A 14469-nucleotide genomic window follows, 5' to 3' on the forward strand; every position below is an offset into this window, starting at 1 on the left:
ATGCCCGCCGGTCAAAAGGCGGGCATCGAGAGGCTAAAAAATGCTCAAAACGGCGCATTTTTTGACCTACGTCAACGGGGTTGACTTATATCAACCTATCGGCTTGGGGCTTGTCAGCCGGCTGTACTCATCGAACGAATAGCGACGGGCTACGAGCAGCGTCACCGCCAGCGACAACACGCTGGCACTGAAGCAGGCTATCGTGACCATTATCTGCAGCTCCACGGCCGTCACCACGCCCACTCCGGCCAGCAGCAGGGCCCAAAGCATAACGGGGGTGGTGCCTACCAGGACGTATGCCATACGTGAGAGCGACGGCGTAAACGACCTGCCGAGCGCCTTGCGGACAAAGTACCGCACCGCTTCTTCATGGCTCGCACCGTTGCCGGTGAGGTAATCGTAGAGCTGGTGGTGGTAGGCCAGGCCCATGTAGTACGTGCTCAGCGCCTTTGCGTTCACCTCTATCATGCAGCCCATGAGCAGTCCCAGCACCGGGATAAGAAACCTCGCGCTGAACGGATTCTTTGCTCCCATGACGAAGAACAGGAAGTACAGCCCCACCACCAGTGCCGAGAGCAGCACTCCCACCACTACGGGAACCACGAAGCGGGCCTGCCTGATGCGCCCTCTGCGGGCCGTGAGCACGCCGCTGCCCACTGCCATCAGGATTACGAAGGCGATGTTGAGCAGCACGCTGTCAAACTTGTAAACATAATAAAGGCACACACCAAGCACGCTGAGAAACGCTATCTGCTTGACAACGGCTACCAGCGTCTGGTCCAAAAGGCCGAGGCGGAACTTGTAAACCAGGTAAACGGGCACCACCAGCAGCAGCAATCCCAGCACGATACCTACTATCGAGATTTCCATTATTCTTCAGTTGATAAGTTTATACGATTGTCAAAGAACTCTGCGTAGCGGTCGTAGCGGGCCATGATGACCACGGCGCAGCCCCTGCGGGCTATCCCGCGCAGGTAGTCGAGGGTTATTTCCAGGTCGTAGCCGGCCGCGGGCGTGTCTACGAGGAATATCTGCTTGCCCAGCAGCTGCAGCACGGTGAGCAGGATGAGTCGCAGCTGCGCCTCGCCCACCTCGGTAAAGGAGTCCTCCAGCACGGCCTTGTCTATGCCCAGGTGCTCCCACTCACGGAGCAGCAGGGCCTGCGTGTAGCCCGATGTACGGTTGGTTTTCAGGCCTATCAGGTCGTTCACCATCTCTGCCACCTTGTCGTATGGCAGCACCAGATTTTGCGGAACGTAGGCCATCATCTGCCTGAAGTAGCCCGCAGAGCCTGCCGTAACGAGCTCTCCATCAACCGATATATAGCCGCTCTCCACGGGTTGCAGCCCCATGATGGCACGCAGCAGGGCCGTCTTGCCGCTGCCCGCAGGGCCTATAATGCCAAGAGTTTCGCCGGCGTTCACACCTGTCGAGAGTTTGTCTGCGAGCTTCCGCCCTCCGAGATTGAGGCAAACATCCTTCAATTCAAGCATAAGTCATTCTTTTCAGCAAAGATAATGGAACTTGTGCGGAATACAAAATAAAAAGAAAGAATAATGGAGTTTCTGCTCAAATATAAGGTTTATTGACCGTGATAAGGCACAAGCTGTCGCCTGCCTTCAATGGCTCATGGCGGCGGTTCGCAGCAAGCAGCAAATTACAAGACCATCCGGTACCATCTTCTTTTTAAGGGGAGGCGGAGGAGAAGATGACCTGTTGGCAGCTATGAGCAAAGAAGCAGGACTCATCATCCCCTCCTAACCTCCCCTTTCTAAGGGGAGGATACGCTGGCGCCTACACTTTGTTGCCAGCTCACTGTATAAATAATAATAGTGGAAAGGGTAACTGGTATCCTCCCCTTGGAAAGGGGAGGCGGAGGAGGGGATGATAAACAGCAGGAAAATAAGCAGCTGCTTACGCGACATTTCTTACTGACCACTACATAGAAAAGGAAGAAAACGTGACATAAACGTTGCTGTCCGGGAATTGCCGGCCATACCTCCGCTCATCCAAAAGGTCGGCTACACAGGGCTTGTTAACAAACAATAAAAAAAGAAGAAGGCTTATCTTTATGTCTGAATAAGCCATATCTTTGCCGACAGATGCTGCCGGTACCGCAGTTTCCCACATCAAAGCAAGCGGTCTCTCACCTCTTAGTGGGGGGCCGGAACCTAAAAGCAAGAATTGAACGCTAATCATACAAAAGGAATGAAAAAGTATTTATGCCTACTCGCTGCATTGCTTTCGGCCTGCGTCTTCGGCTCATGCAGCAGCGAAAACGAGGACAATGACGGCGACAGACAGGCCGTTAACGTGCAGAACCTCGCAGGAACATGGCTTCTGACCAACAAAATCGGCTACGACCAAAACCACAGTCAGTTTACGATAACAGACTTTGAAGACATGGATGCCCACATCTTTACGTTCAAAGGCGACATGACTTTCAAAGGCTATCGGATGGAAGCAACGCAGCTGCAGAGAGCAGACAAGCTGAAAAAAGGGAACTTCGTCCTGGCCGACAGCAGCCTGCAAGTCATCGGCAACGGGCTTACGCTGCCCTTGCACATCAAGAGCATAAGCCGTGAAACAATGCTCTGTACGCATACAGACAACGGAACAACCCTTACATGGCAGCTCGTAAGGTGCAAAGAAGTGAAAGACATCGAAGGCCTGGCAGGCACCTGGCAGCTGGACAGCATAACGGGAACCGACCCGAACGGGCAGAAAGTGGACATCAGGGATGCCAGGGAGCTTGACGCCAAGGCCGTTTTCGCACTGCAATTCGGCACCGACAACACCTTCAAGGGCTACCGCATGGGTTCCTACAACGAAGCTACGGGCAAGTACAACCTGCTGCCTTCGGCCACTTACCCGGCCGGCGACGTGCTCTCAACGACCAATCACAACCTGCACCTCGTGGCGGGCGACGATGTATTGTCATTCGCCTATGTAGGCTGTTCGGACTCCAAACTTATACTGAACGTAAAGAACGGGAAGCTGCGCTGGAACTACTCCAAGACCGGCAACTAAACTCCTGCCCGCCCGGAGCTGCCTTCCCGCGGCGCTAAACGCCCGTCCGGCGCCGTGGCGGGTAAGCTGTACGGCGGCTAACAGCCTGCCCGGTTCCGGCCGCAAACCACCTCTGCACTTGCCACTTTTACAAAAGCACGTTGCCGAAGCTATCCTTCAAGCCCCTTGAAGCACACATCCAAGGCCGTTGAAGCTATCCTTCAAGGCGCTTGAAGGATAGCTTCAGCAAGCGCACTGATACACAGCAAGTTACGCGCCTGCCTCCGCCAAAGTCAGCGGGTGGTGCATTTCGCCGGCCGGCACCTTGGGCGGCACAGCCTCGCAGGGCTGCACGGGACCAGTCGTTTTTTGTGTTTCCAACATTTGCCGGCATGAAAAACATTCGCTATCTTTGCAGTCTGACAACGTTTCTATGACCCCTCATTCAGCTAACAACAGGCCCATGATGCCGGCGGAGTGGTATCCGCAGAGCGGCGTTCAGCTAACCTGGCCCCACCGACAGACCGACTGGGCGCCCTGCCTGGACGCCATCACCCGCACGTATGTTGAACTGGCCGGCATCATCTCGCGCCATGAGAAGGTGCTCATCGCCACACCCGAACCGCAGGCTGTGGACAACCTGCTGCGCGAAAGGCTCGACGCGGCACAAATGGAGCGCATCGTCATTTGCCAATGCAGGAGCAACGACACGTGGGCGCGCGACCATGCAGCCATCACGCTCGTGGGCGGCGACGGGCCTGTTCTGCTCGACTTCCGCTTCAACGGATGGGGAGAGAAGTTCCCTTCCAGGCTCGACAACGCCATCACTGCCTGCCTCTACGGGCAGGGAGTGTTTGATGCAAGGCTGAAGGATGCGGGCGACTTTGTGCTCGAAGGCGGCTCCATCGAGAGCGACGGCAAGGGAACAATCTTCACGACCTCGCAGTGCTTGCTGGCTCCCCACCGCAACCAGCCGCTCTGCAAGGACGAGATTGAACGGCGGCTCAAGAGCGAACTGGGCGCCGAACGCGTGGTGTGGCTCGACCACGGCAACCTTGCAGGCGACGATACCGACGGCCACATAGACACCATCGTGCGCCCCGCGCCGGCCGACACCTTATTATATATGGCCTGCAACGACCCGGCCGACGAGCAGTATGAGGACTTCGGGCTGCTGAAAGAGCAGGTGCAGCGGCTGCGAACAATGGAGGGGCGCCCCTACAGGCTGCTGGAACTGCCCATGCCGGCACCTATCTACAACGGCGAAGACCGTCTGCCGGCCACTTATGCCAACTTTTTGGTCATCAACGGGGCCGTCATCGTGCCCACCTACGGCCAGCCGCAGACCGACGAGCTGGCGCTCTCGCGCGTGGCGCAGGCCTTCGACGGATACGAAATCTACGGCGTAGATGCCCGCACCATCATCCGTCAGCACGGCTCCATCCACTGCATCACGATGCAATACCCGCAGGGTGTAATCAGATAAAGACAACGACAAGAAGATGAAAGAACTGAAGATAGGAATGCTGCAACAGCACAATGTTGCATCAACAGAAGACAATTTGCGCCGTCTGGCCGAAGGTATCACCGACCTGGCGCGCCGCGGCGCCGAGCTCATCGTGCTGCAGGAGCTGCACAACTCGCTGTATTTCTGCCAGGTGGAGGATGTCGGCAACTTCGACCTTGCAGAGCCCATACCCGGCCCCTCGACAGGTTTCTTCGGCCAGCTGGCCAAGAGTCTGGGCGTAGTCATCGTGACCTCGCTCTTCGAGAAGCGCGCTCCGGGCCTTTACCACAACACGGCAGTGGTGCTGGAGCGCGACGGCAGCATTGCCGGAAAGTACCGCAAGATGCACATTCCCGATGACCCGGCCTACTACGAGAAGTTCTACTTCACGCCCGGCGACCTGGGTTTCCATCCCATCGACACCTCGGTGGGCCGGCTGGGGGTGCTCGTTTGCTGGGACCAGTGGTATCCCGAAGCCGCCCGACTCATGGCCCTGCAGGGCGCCGAGCTGCTCATCTACCCCACTGCCATTGGCTACGAGAGCTCTGATACGCCCGAGGAACAGCAGCGGCAACGTGAGGCCTGGACCACCGTACAGCGTGGGCATGCCGTTGCCAACGGACTGCCGGTGGTGACAGTAAACAGGGTTGGCCTTGAGACCGACCCCTCCGGACAGACCCAAGGCATCAATTTCTGGGGCTCCAGTTTCGTGGCCGGGCCGCAGGGAGAACTCTTTTACCGGGCTTCGGACAATGAAGAAGAAAGCACCATTGTGAACATCGACCTCGACCACAGCGAGCAGGTGCGCCGCTGGTGGCCGTTCCTCAGAGACCGGAGGATAGACAAGTACGGCGATATCCTGAACCGTTTCAACGACTGACGGCCTGCCCTCGGCGCCCCGCTCAACGCACCTCAAGGAACTCCTTGCGGCGTAACGAGTAGCTCTTGCTGCGGAACTGGTGCTTGATGGCATCGCGGAAGCCGATGCTCTTGCCGCGCTCATCGCGCTGCCTGTATTGCTGGCAGCCCAGGAAAACGGTCTCGCTGCCGTTGGAAAGGTTGATGCCGTCGGTCGCGGTGGTTATCTGCTGCATCTTCTCATGCCGCAGGGCGTCGAAGTCCATGAAGTCGGTCTGGATGGCGGAGGCATCCTGTATGCCCGTTACTATCACGCCGGCACGCTTGTACTGGTAGCCTTCGCGGTAGATGCTGCGCAGACATTGCACCGCTGCCCCCACCACTTCCTGCGTGCTGTTGACGGGTGTCAGCAGCGTCAGGTCGGTGCTGTTGGCATATTGGGGCAGGTCGTCTCTGAAGCGGTTGGTATCAATGAACACCATTACATTGTTGCACACGCTGCCTTGCTTCCGCAGCTTCTCGGAGCATTTGGCGGCATCGTTGGCCACGTGAGTTTTGAGTGTATCGAAGTCCTTGACCGTTCCGGGAAAGCTCCTGCTGGTACAGATGCTCTTCTTTCCGTGCATCTCGTCCAGCGGAACGCAGTCAACGCCTTTCAACTCCAGCCAAGTACGCTCGCCGGGAAGGTGGAATTGCCTTCTTACTACAAACTGCGGCTTCTGCAGGAGGTCCCATGCCGTGCTGATATTCATATCCTCCAGCTGCCTCCGCATCCTGCGGCCAATGCCCCACACCTCCTTGACAGGGAACATCTTCAGGGCCTTTTCGCGCTTTGCTTCGGTGTCAATGACGCAGCAGTGATTGTATCCGGGATAGTATTTGGCAAAGTAATCGGCGCATTTAGCAAGCGTCTTGGTACTTGCGATGCCGATACTGACGGGCATGCCCACCCACTTCAGTATCTTTCTCGACAGTCTTTCGCCCCATGCCTTCAGGGCTTCGCCGTCCATATCCTCCAACACGCAGAAAGCCTCATCAATGGAGTAACGGTAAAATTCGGTACACTCGCTGCGGATGATGCTCATCACCCGCCGCGTTATATCACCGTAGAGCTCGTAATTACTGGAAAATACAGCCACGTCGAGGCTTGGGAACCGCTCTGCCAACTGATAGTAGGGAAGCCCCATGGGGATGCCGGCAGCCTTGGCCTCACGCGACCTCGCAATCACGCAACCATCGTTATTGCTCAGCACAACGACAGGTTTACCGGCCAAGTCGGGGCGGAACACGCGCTCGCAACTGCAATAGCAGTTGTCGCAATCGCAGATAGCATACATCTTCATAGGCCTTCCTCCTCCGTTTCCTCGTCATCAGTTTTCACGCCGAAGTCGGCATCCACGCGCACCAGAGCAGCCACGCCGAAAGTGAAGATGCAGCAAACAGCCGCGATGATGAAGAACATCCGGTAGCCCACAGCTTCCTGCAGCCAGCCTGCCATCAGGCCGGGAAGCATCATGGAGAGCGACATGAAGGCCGTGCAGAGCCCGTAATGGCCCTGCCGGAAGTTGCCCCTGCTGTAATAAATAAGGTAGAGCATATAGGCCGTAAGCCCGAACCCGCAGCCGAACTGCTCGCAGAAAACGCACAGGTTGATAAGCAGAAAGCTGCCCGGCAGTGCATAGCTAAGCGCCACGTACACCAAAGCAGACAGGCAGACGGCGCCAACCATAGGCCAGAGCCACCGTTTCAGCCCGTCGCGCCCAACGCTCACGCTGCCTACAATGCTGCCTACTGACAGTCCGACTACGCCCACCGTGCCCTGCACCAGGCCGAATTCCTGCGGCGAAAGGCCGAGACCACCGGCATGGGCGGCATCTATCAGGAAGAGCGGAGCTACCTTTGAGAGCAGCGCCAAGGGCACACAGAAGAGCAGCATGAACATGAGTCCCGATGCTGCCTGCGGCTGGCGGAAGAAGGAGGTGATGTTTTCCGTGAGTTCACCCCACAGCGTCCGCACGCCCACTCCGGTGCGCGGCACGTCTTGCTCGGGCCGGGGAAGCACGTAGCTGTGCCACAGCCACAGGACAATAAACAGCCCCGTAACGCCGTAAAAGAGCAGACTCCACGAGAAACTGATGCTGTTACGGTAGATAACCTGCAGGTTTCCGGCTATCATCACCAGCAATCCCTGCCCGAAGATGGTGGCCAGCCGGTAGAATGCCGTGCGTATGCCGAAGAGCCGGGTGTGGTGTTGGTTCGACTCGAGGAGGTAGAACTGGTCGGCCGCAACATCGTGTGTAGCGCACGAGAAGGCCATAACCCAGAAGAAGAACAGCGAACCCTGCAGCCAGAAAGCAGTGGGAATGGTGAACGCCACGCCGCCGAAAGCGGCCCCGATGAGCAGCTCCATGGCCGCTATCCACCACCGCCGGGTCCTGAAAAGCCCGATGAAAGGGCTCCACAGCGGCTTGATAACCCACGGCAAGTACAGCCACGAGGTATAAAAAGTTATCTCTCCGTTGCTCAGGCCCAGCTGTTTGTACAGGATGATGGTTATCGTCATCACCGCCACATACGGCAAGCCTTCGGCAAAATAGAGAGAGGGCACCCACGCCCAGGGAGTTTTCGGCATTCTGTTGTTCATCTTATTCACCTTTCAGAGAATAACGGTTACAGCCTATCCGTATATCTTCCGGATTCCGGCACCTTTGTAGTAATGCAGCAGTATCTCGTCGTAGCGGTAGCCTTTCGCGCCCATCACGGCCGCTCCTATCTGGCAGAGACCCACTCCGTGACCCCATCCGGCACCGATGATGTCGAACTTCTGCGGAATGCCACGTATGAAGTCGGCCGTATCAACCACGAAAGCACTGCTGTAAAGGTGGCTCTCGCTCAGGGCCCGACGTATCTCCAGCTCCTTTCCGATGACCAGAGAGCGCTCCGTGCCCACAATCTTGAGCTTCGAGAGGCGGCCGCTCCTGCCGCGCTCCAGGGGCACAAGGTCGACGATGCTGCCGAAGTCCAGCCCCAGTTTACGCCTGATGAGGCCGGCCAGCTGCTGCTGGGTGTAGCTTACGCGCCAGCGGTAGAAGTCGGCCGTTTCTTGGTCGTAGTCGTTCAGCACCTGCTCCAGCACGTGCCTGTCGGTGGTGTTGCAGAAGGCGGGAGCATTGCTCCTGATCCACCGGTCGGCGTTTTCTTCGACGGTGAGGTCGGGCATTCCGGGCGTTGCATCATCGCGCACGGCCTGCAGATAGCTCTTGGGTTCGTCCTCCCAACAGTACTGGAACTCTTCCGAAACGCCGCCACAGCACTTGCTGAAGCGGGCATCGCAGATGTCGCCGCAGGCCATCAGGATTTGTCCGCGCGTAGCTTCCACGGCCTCGGAAACGTGCCGGCTGGTTTCTTTCGTAATGCCCTGATAGCGCTGGCAGTGGTCGTCAGCACACACGTCGAAGGCCGTATGGTCCTCGCGGTCGTACCAGCGGATGCGCTGCTCCTCGTTTTCGGTCATGGCGGAGGCCACTGCCGGCGCCCCTGCGGGGTCGTGCCGCCTCTTCATCTGCGCCAGCAGCCAGCTGCGCGAGATAACGGCATGCGCCTTGAGCAGCTCCACCGACGAGGTTGCACTCATCTCGCTGGAGATTACACTTGCCAGGTAACTCTCCACGGGCAGCTCGTTTACGGCGCAGATGCGGCCCTGCAGCACGATGAGATGCAGCGTTCCGAGAAACGTCTGCGTCTCGCGGCGCTCCCAGTGGAAGTTTACGCCTATCGTGACATCCTGGAGCGAGAACGATGCTCCGGCCGCTTTCGGCCGGAAGACGAGCTCATCGTAGCGCCTGCCCTGCCACAGTATGCTGCCTGCAGAGAGTTGCACGGTGTGCTGCCCCGCAGCCTCTTGCTCCCCCACCCGGTAAGGCTGGTTCAGCACGAAGCTGATTTGCTCCCCGCTCACGATGCCCACCGTTACCGTGGGTTCATGCTCGTACAGGGCCGTAGCTGGTAAGGATGCGGCGGCCGGGAGGTCTCCGGCCGTAAGGATTGAGTTTTTCTTCGTGTCAGTATTCATCGTATTTGGTTTTTGATACGTTCATGTTGGTATTTGCGGGCGGCTCTGCAAGCCGGCCGATTTAGGCCTTCCTGGAGCCTGTTTCCGCCCTCCGGCAACCGCCCTCGTGCCGGCGCGTTTTCCCGGAGCTATGCTTCAAGGGGCCTGAACGATACCTTCAAGCGTCTTGAACACATCCTTCAAGCGCCTTGAACGGCACCTCCGGCTAAGCTGCTCATTTACAGTCACTTGCACGGTGGTCTGCAGAAAGCCTCCTGCCAGTTTCCCGACAGCTGCCTGCTCCGGCCTGCCCGGCGTGGCGCAACAGCCCGGCAGAGGTGCTGCTGCCTGCCAGCAGACCGCAATCAGGCTATTTAGCTGCAAATATAACACAAATTGCGTGAAAAAGAGTCCTTTTCTTCAAAAATTCATTAACTTTGCATAATTAAAGATGAAGCTAAAGATTATGGATGCTGACAAGATGCCGCTGCTGGGCATGACCTTAGAAGAACTCAAGGCGCTGGCCAAGAGTGTGGGCATGCCTGCATTCACCGGAGGGCAGATAGCCAAGTGGATTTACGGCCGGCACGTGCGGAGCATTGACGAGATGACCGACGTATCGAGAGACAACCGCGCCCGGCTGAGCGCGGCGTACACCGTGGGCTGCGCTGCTCCCATCGACGCCCAGCACTCCAAGGACGGCACAGTCAAGTATCTGTTCCCCACCCGGAGCGGCCGCTTTGTTGAGACCGTGTACATTCCCGAGGAACATGACAGGGCCACGCTCTGCGTCTCGTCGCAGGTGGGATGCAAGATGAACTGCCTCTTCTGCCAGACAGGAAAGCAGGGATTCGACGGCAACCTCACGGCTGCCGACATCCTGAATCAGGTCTACTCGCTGCCCGAGCACGACAAACTGACCAACATCGTCTTCATGGGACAGGGCGAGCCGATGGACAATCTGGATAATGTGCTGCGCGCCACCGCCCTGCTCACCGCCCCCTACGGATGGGCCTGGAGCCCCAAACGCATCACGGTGAGCTCGGTGGGGCTGAAGGACAAGCTCAAGCGGTTTATCGAAGAGAGCGACTGCCACGTGGCCATCAGCCTCCACTCGCCCATCCACGAGCAGCGCGCACAGCTCATGCCGGCCGAACGGGGCATGGCCATTGTCGACGTGGTGGAGCTGCTCAAGCAGTACGACTTCTCGCACCAGCGGCGCCTCTCGTTCGAGTACATCGTCTTCGGAGGCGTGAACGACTCGCCGGAGCATGCCCGCGAGATTGTAAAACTGCTGCACGGACTCGATTGCCGCATCAACCTTATCCGCTTCCACCAGATACCCGGCGTGCCGCTTCACGGTGCCGACGACCGCAAGATGGAGGCTCTGAGAGACTACCTGACCGCTCACGGCATCTTTACCACCATACGTGCCAGCCGCGGAGAGGACATTTACGCCGCCTGCGGACTGCTGAGCACGGCCAAGAAGACAGCCGATGAAGGCCTGTAGGCTCACCATCGCCCTCGCTGCCGTGCTGCTGGCAGGCTGCACAGGCAGTGCCACGAGGCCCAAGAGTGGCGGCCGTCCCTACGAAGTAGTGGTTGTGGGCGATGCTGACAGCACCGTATGGCGATTGCTGAGCACCGATGCGGAGGGGCTGCCGCAGGCGGAACCGGAGTTCGACGTAAAGCAGCTGGCCCGCAAGGACTACAAGGGGCTGTACCGATACGCCCGCAACATCGTTGTTGTTGACATAGACTCCGCCCGCCATCCGCGACCCAGCCTGCGCCTGGAGCGCGACCGGTACGCCGTGCCGCAGTACATCCTGCACGCCGGCATGCCCTCGGCAAGGGCGCTGAAGAGCGAGAAAGTGGGGCAAAACATCTTTTCCGTCTTCGATAAAGCGGAGCGGCAGCGGGCCCTCTCCTACCTGCAAAGGCGGCGGAACCTGCAGGCCGAGCAAACCATCAGCCGCATGTTCGGCGCCCGGTTGCAGGTTCCGGCCGAGCTGAAAGCTAGCAAACGCGGCAAAGACTTTATCTGGCTGTCGGACAACGGCACTGCTGCCATGCGCAATCTCTGCGTGTACAAGGTTAGCCGAAGCAGTCTCAGTGCGGGCATGGAGTACCGCGACAGCGTGATGAAGGCCAACATCAAGGGCGAAACCGACGACATGTACATGCGCACGGTGCCCTACTCGCCCACCTTCTACGTCATGGAGAACGACAGCGGACTACTGACCCGCGGCCTCTGGGAGATGCAGGGCGACGCCATGGGAGGCCCCTTCGCAAGCCGTGCCGTGCGCACCAAGGGCGGTTTTCTTATCGTAGAAGTCTTTGTCTACGCACCCGCAAGCAAGAAAAGAAACATCATGAGGCAGTTGGAAGCCTCGCTATATACATTTAAACCCAACCATTATGGAAAATAAAAGAATTCGTGTGGCCATCACCCACGGCGATACCAACGGTATCGGATATGAACTGATACTTAAAACCTTTGAAGCTCCGGAGATGCTGGAGCTGTGCACCCCCATCGTTTACGGGTCGCCCAAGGCGGCTGCCTACCATCGTAAAGCGCTGAACCTGGAGACCAACTTCAGCATCATCAGCAGTGCCGAGGAGGCCAAGGACGACCGCCTGAACCTGCTCACCACCTTCGACGAGGAGGTGAAGATTGAGCTCGGACAGCCCTCGAGGGAGTCGGGAGAGGCCGCGCTGATGGCACTCGACCGGGCCATGACCGACTTCCGGTCGGGCCTCTACGACGTGTTGGTAACGGCGCCCGTTGACAAGGCCAACGTTGAAGCCGACGGGTTCGACTTCAAGGGACAAACGGAGTACATCCAGAAGTGCATCGGCGACGGTGCCGAAGCCCTCACCATCCTGCTCAACGAGAGGCTGCGCATAGGGCTTCTCACTGACAACCGCCCCTTTAAGGACGTTATCCAGGCCATCACAACGGAAAAGATACAAACCAAGGTAAGGCTCTTCGCGGGCAGCCTGAAGCGCGACTTCCGCATCTCCAACCCGCGTATAGCCGTGCTGTCGCTCAATCCCGGCAACGAGCCGGGGCAGGAGGAGAAGGACATCATAGCCCCCGCCATCGGCCAGCTGACCGAAGAGGGCATCAACGCCTTTGGCCCCTATCCGGCCGACAGCTTCTTCGGCAAGGGCCTCTACAGGTCGTTCGACGGCGTGCTGGCCATGTACCACGACCAGGGCATCACGCCTTTTATGACGCTGTCGGTTACCGATGGCGTGGAACTCACCACCGGCCTGCCCCTTGTACGCACCGCCCCGGCGCTCGGAACGGGCTTCGGCATAGCCGGAAAGGGCGTAGCAGACGAGAGTTCGTTCCGCACCGCCATCTACGATGCTATCGACATCTGCCGCAACCGCGCCTCTTACGACGAGCCGCTGGGCAACCCCTTGAAGAAGCTCTACCACGAGAAGCGCGACGAGAGCGACAAGGTGAGGTTCGCCATCCCCAAGAAACACGAGAACACCAACAAGGAAAAGCAACAGTAAAAGCGCGTGAACAAGAAGTATCAGAACGGCTTTTTCGTCTTCGGTCTGGCCGTATTGGCCGTCATGATGACCCAACTGGACTTTCGTGAGGTATGGCAGGGGCTGAAACATGCCGGCTATTGGTTCTTTGCAGTAGTCGCACTGTGGGTCTTCCTGTACCTATTCAACACGGCCGCCTGGTACCTCATCATCCACTCGGCCGATACTCCGGCCGACCGCCAGGACCCCCGTCGCCACGTTGGGTTCTGGTGGCTGTACAAGGTAACCATATCAGGCTTCGCCCTGAACTATGCCACCCCGGGCGGCCTCATGGGCGGCGAGCCTTACCGCATCATGGAACTGGCACCCAAGATAGGCACCGAGCGGGCCTCGTCATCGGTCATTCTGTACGTCATGACGCACATTTTCAGCCACTTCTCGTTCTGGTTCATCTGCATTTTCCTGTACATTTTCACGCAGCCGGTGAACTTCTTCATGGCCATGCTCCTGCTGGCCGCGGGCGCCTTCTGCACGCTGGGGCTGTGGTTCTTCATAGCCGGCTACCGCAAGGGGCTGGCCAACCGCATCCTCAACCTGCTGCGCCACCTGCCCGTTGTGAAGCGTTGGGCGCAGCCGTTCGTAGAAAAACACAAGACTCAACTGGACACCATCGACGCTCAGATAGCAGCCCTGCACAGGCAGAACCCCAAGACCTTCTGTGCCGCCGTGCTGCTGGAGATAGGCTGCAGGTTTGCTTCGGCGCTCGAAGTGCTGTTTATCCTGCTGGTACTCATGCCGAGCGTAAACTACGTTCAGTGCGTGCTCATCATCGCCTTCACCACTCTGTTTGCCAACCTGCTGTTCTTCATGCCGCTGCAGCTGGGCGGACGGGAGGGCGGCTTCCTCATGTCAACCACCGGACTGGGCATCACCGCCAGCGCCGGTATCTTCGTTGCACTTATCGTCAGGATACGAGAGCTGGTGTGGACGGGCATCGGCCTGCTGCTCATCAAGCTCGACAAGCGACAGAAAGAGGAAGAAAAACCGATGCCACGGAGTGACTGAAACCGCCTCGCTTTGCCGCTTCCGCACGCCCGTTTGCAAGCTATCGCGGAACGCCCATGTACAGGGCATTCTGCCGGAGCTATCGGTCAAGAGGCCTGAACGTATCTTTCAAGGGCCTTGGAGCTATCCTTCAAGGGCTTTGAACGATAGCTTCTGTTTTCGCACTCCAGAAAAGGGCTTGCGGCGCCAACGCCAATGGCACTTCCAAGACGATACGGCGGACGGCGGAAAATCGTTATGAGGGAGAAAGAAACCGACGGCGGGAGTGCCGTTCTTTATCATCGGCAAGTGCCGCGACCATTCATCTTTGCATGTAAGGAGGTACGGAGCAGAAACAACGCCAGGCTCCGGACAAGGCACCCGCAGCCGATATTCATTCTGCAAAGAGTTCTTAAAAAACCTCTTCTTCGTACCTTGCAACTGTAAAAACTCTGCCAAAATTGCAGCCATTTGGAATAAAATGAGTAATTTT

At 58.0% G+C, this 14469-nt stretch carries 12 protein-coding genes; 7 read left to right on the plus strand and 5 right to left on the minus strand.

What is annotated here, in order from left to right; genetic code table 11:
• Nucleotides 1-90: 90 nt before the first annotated feature.
• Together BMW31_RS11510 and BMW31_RS11515 are read right to left on the minus strand one after the other, a co-directional pair.
• Nucleotides 91-870: an ABC transporter permease gene (locus BMW31_RS11510; RefSeq protein ID WP_091825996.1), complete on the minus strand. Its 780-nt coding sequence runs from the start codon at nucleotides 868-870 to the stop codon at nucleotides 91-93.
• Nucleotides 870-1493, minus strand: coding sequence for an ATP-binding cassette domain-containing protein (locus BMW31_RS11515; RefSeq protein WP_091825999.1), 624 nt, complete (start codon nucleotides 1491-1493; stop codon nucleotides 870-872). Before BMW31_RS11515 ends, BMW31_RS11510 begins: the two co-directional genes overlap by 1 nt.
• A 715-nt stretch (nucleotides 1494-2208) precedes the next feature.
• Here BMW31_RS11515 and BMW31_RS11525 point away from each other — a divergent pair.
• The 3 genes from BMW31_RS11525 to BMW31_RS11535 all read left to right on the plus strand — a co-directional run bounded on the left by BMW31_RS11525 (nucleotide 2209) and on the right by BMW31_RS11535 (nucleotide 5396).
• Entirely contained in the window at nucleotides 2209-3030 is an 822-nt protein-coding gene (locus BMW31_RS11525; protein WP_143049198.1) for a hypothetical protein, read from the plus strand.
• 412 nt (nucleotides 3031-3442) lie between these two features.
• Nucleotides 3443-4495: an agmatine deiminase family protein gene (locus BMW31_RS11530; RefSeq protein ID WP_091826011.1), complete on the plus strand. Its 1053-nt coding sequence runs from the start codon at nucleotides 3443-3445 to the stop codon at nucleotides 4493-4495.
• A 16-nt stretch (nucleotides 4496-4511) separates the two neighbouring features.
• Nucleotides 4512-5396, plus strand: coding sequence for a carbon-nitrogen hydrolase (locus tag BMW31_RS11535; RefSeq protein WP_091826014.1), 885 nt, complete (start codon nucleotides 4512-4514; stop codon nucleotides 5394-5396).
• Between the two features lie 22 nt (nucleotides 5397-5418).
• Here the strand turns inward: BMW31_RS11535 and BMW31_RS11540 are convergent, their stop codons facing one another.
• The 3 genes from BMW31_RS11540 to BMW31_RS11550 are packed head-to-tail and all read right to left on the minus strand — an operon-like array spanning nucleotide 5419 to nucleotide 9446.
• Nucleotides 5419-6717: a Y-family DNA polymerase gene (locus BMW31_RS11540; RefSeq protein ID WP_317039785.1), complete on the minus strand. Its 1299-nt coding sequence runs from the start codon at nucleotides 6715-6717 to the stop codon at nucleotides 5419-5421.
• On the minus strand, nucleotides 6714-8006 hold the full coding sequence (locus BMW31_RS11545; protein ID WP_091826132.1) for an MFS transporter: 1293 nt from the start codon (nucleotides 8004-8006) through the stop codon (nucleotides 6714-6716). Before BMW31_RS11545 ends, BMW31_RS11540 begins: the two co-directional genes overlap by 4 nt.
• Nucleotides 8007-8051: 45 nt before the next feature.
• The gene (locus BMW31_RS11550) at nucleotides 8052-9446 is read right to left on the minus strand and encodes a SpoIID/LytB domain-containing protein (RefSeq protein ID WP_091826017.1); all 1395 of its coding nucleotides are present in this window, start codon (nucleotides 9444-9446) and stop codon (nucleotides 8052-8054) included.
• A gap of 445 nt (nucleotides 9447-9891) precedes the next feature.
• On the opposite strand from BMW31_RS11550, the gene rlmN reads away from it, so the two are divergent.
• Genes rlmN through BMW31_RS11575 form a run of 4 tightly spaced genes read left to right on the plus strand, consistent with a single transcriptional unit; the run spans nucleotide 9892 to nucleotide 13997 of the window.
• Nucleotides 9892-10935, plus strand: coding sequence for a dual-specificity RNA methyltransferase RlmN (gene rlmN / locus BMW31_RS11560; protein ID WP_091826023.1), 1044 nt, complete (start codon nucleotides 9892-9894; stop codon nucleotides 10933-10935).
• Entirely contained in the window at nucleotides 10922-11854 is a 933-nt protein-coding gene (locus BMW31_RS11565) for a DUF4837 family protein (protein ID WP_091826026.1), read from the plus strand. Before rlmN ends, BMW31_RS11565 begins: the two co-directional genes overlap by 14 nt.
• Nucleotides 11844-12953 carry a PdxA family dehydrogenase gene (locus BMW31_RS11570; RefSeq protein WP_091826029.1) on the plus strand — a complete coding sequence of 370 codons (1110 nt, stop codon included), beginning with the start codon at nucleotides 11844-11846 and terminating at the stop codon, nucleotides 12951-12953. Before BMW31_RS11565 ends, BMW31_RS11570 begins: the two co-directional genes overlap by 11 nt.
• Before the next feature lie 6 nt (nucleotides 12954-12959).
• Nucleotides 12960-13997, plus strand: coding sequence for a lysylphosphatidylglycerol synthase transmembrane domain-containing protein (locus BMW31_RS11575; protein ID WP_091826032.1), 1038 nt, complete (start codon nucleotides 12960-12962; stop codon nucleotides 13995-13997).
• Nucleotides 13998-14469: the final 472 nt, after the last annotated feature.

Source organism: Prevotella sp. kh1p2, from assembly GCF_900111525.1.
Lineage (GTDB): Bacteria > Bacteroidota > Bacteroidia > Bacteroidales > Bacteroidaceae > Prevotella.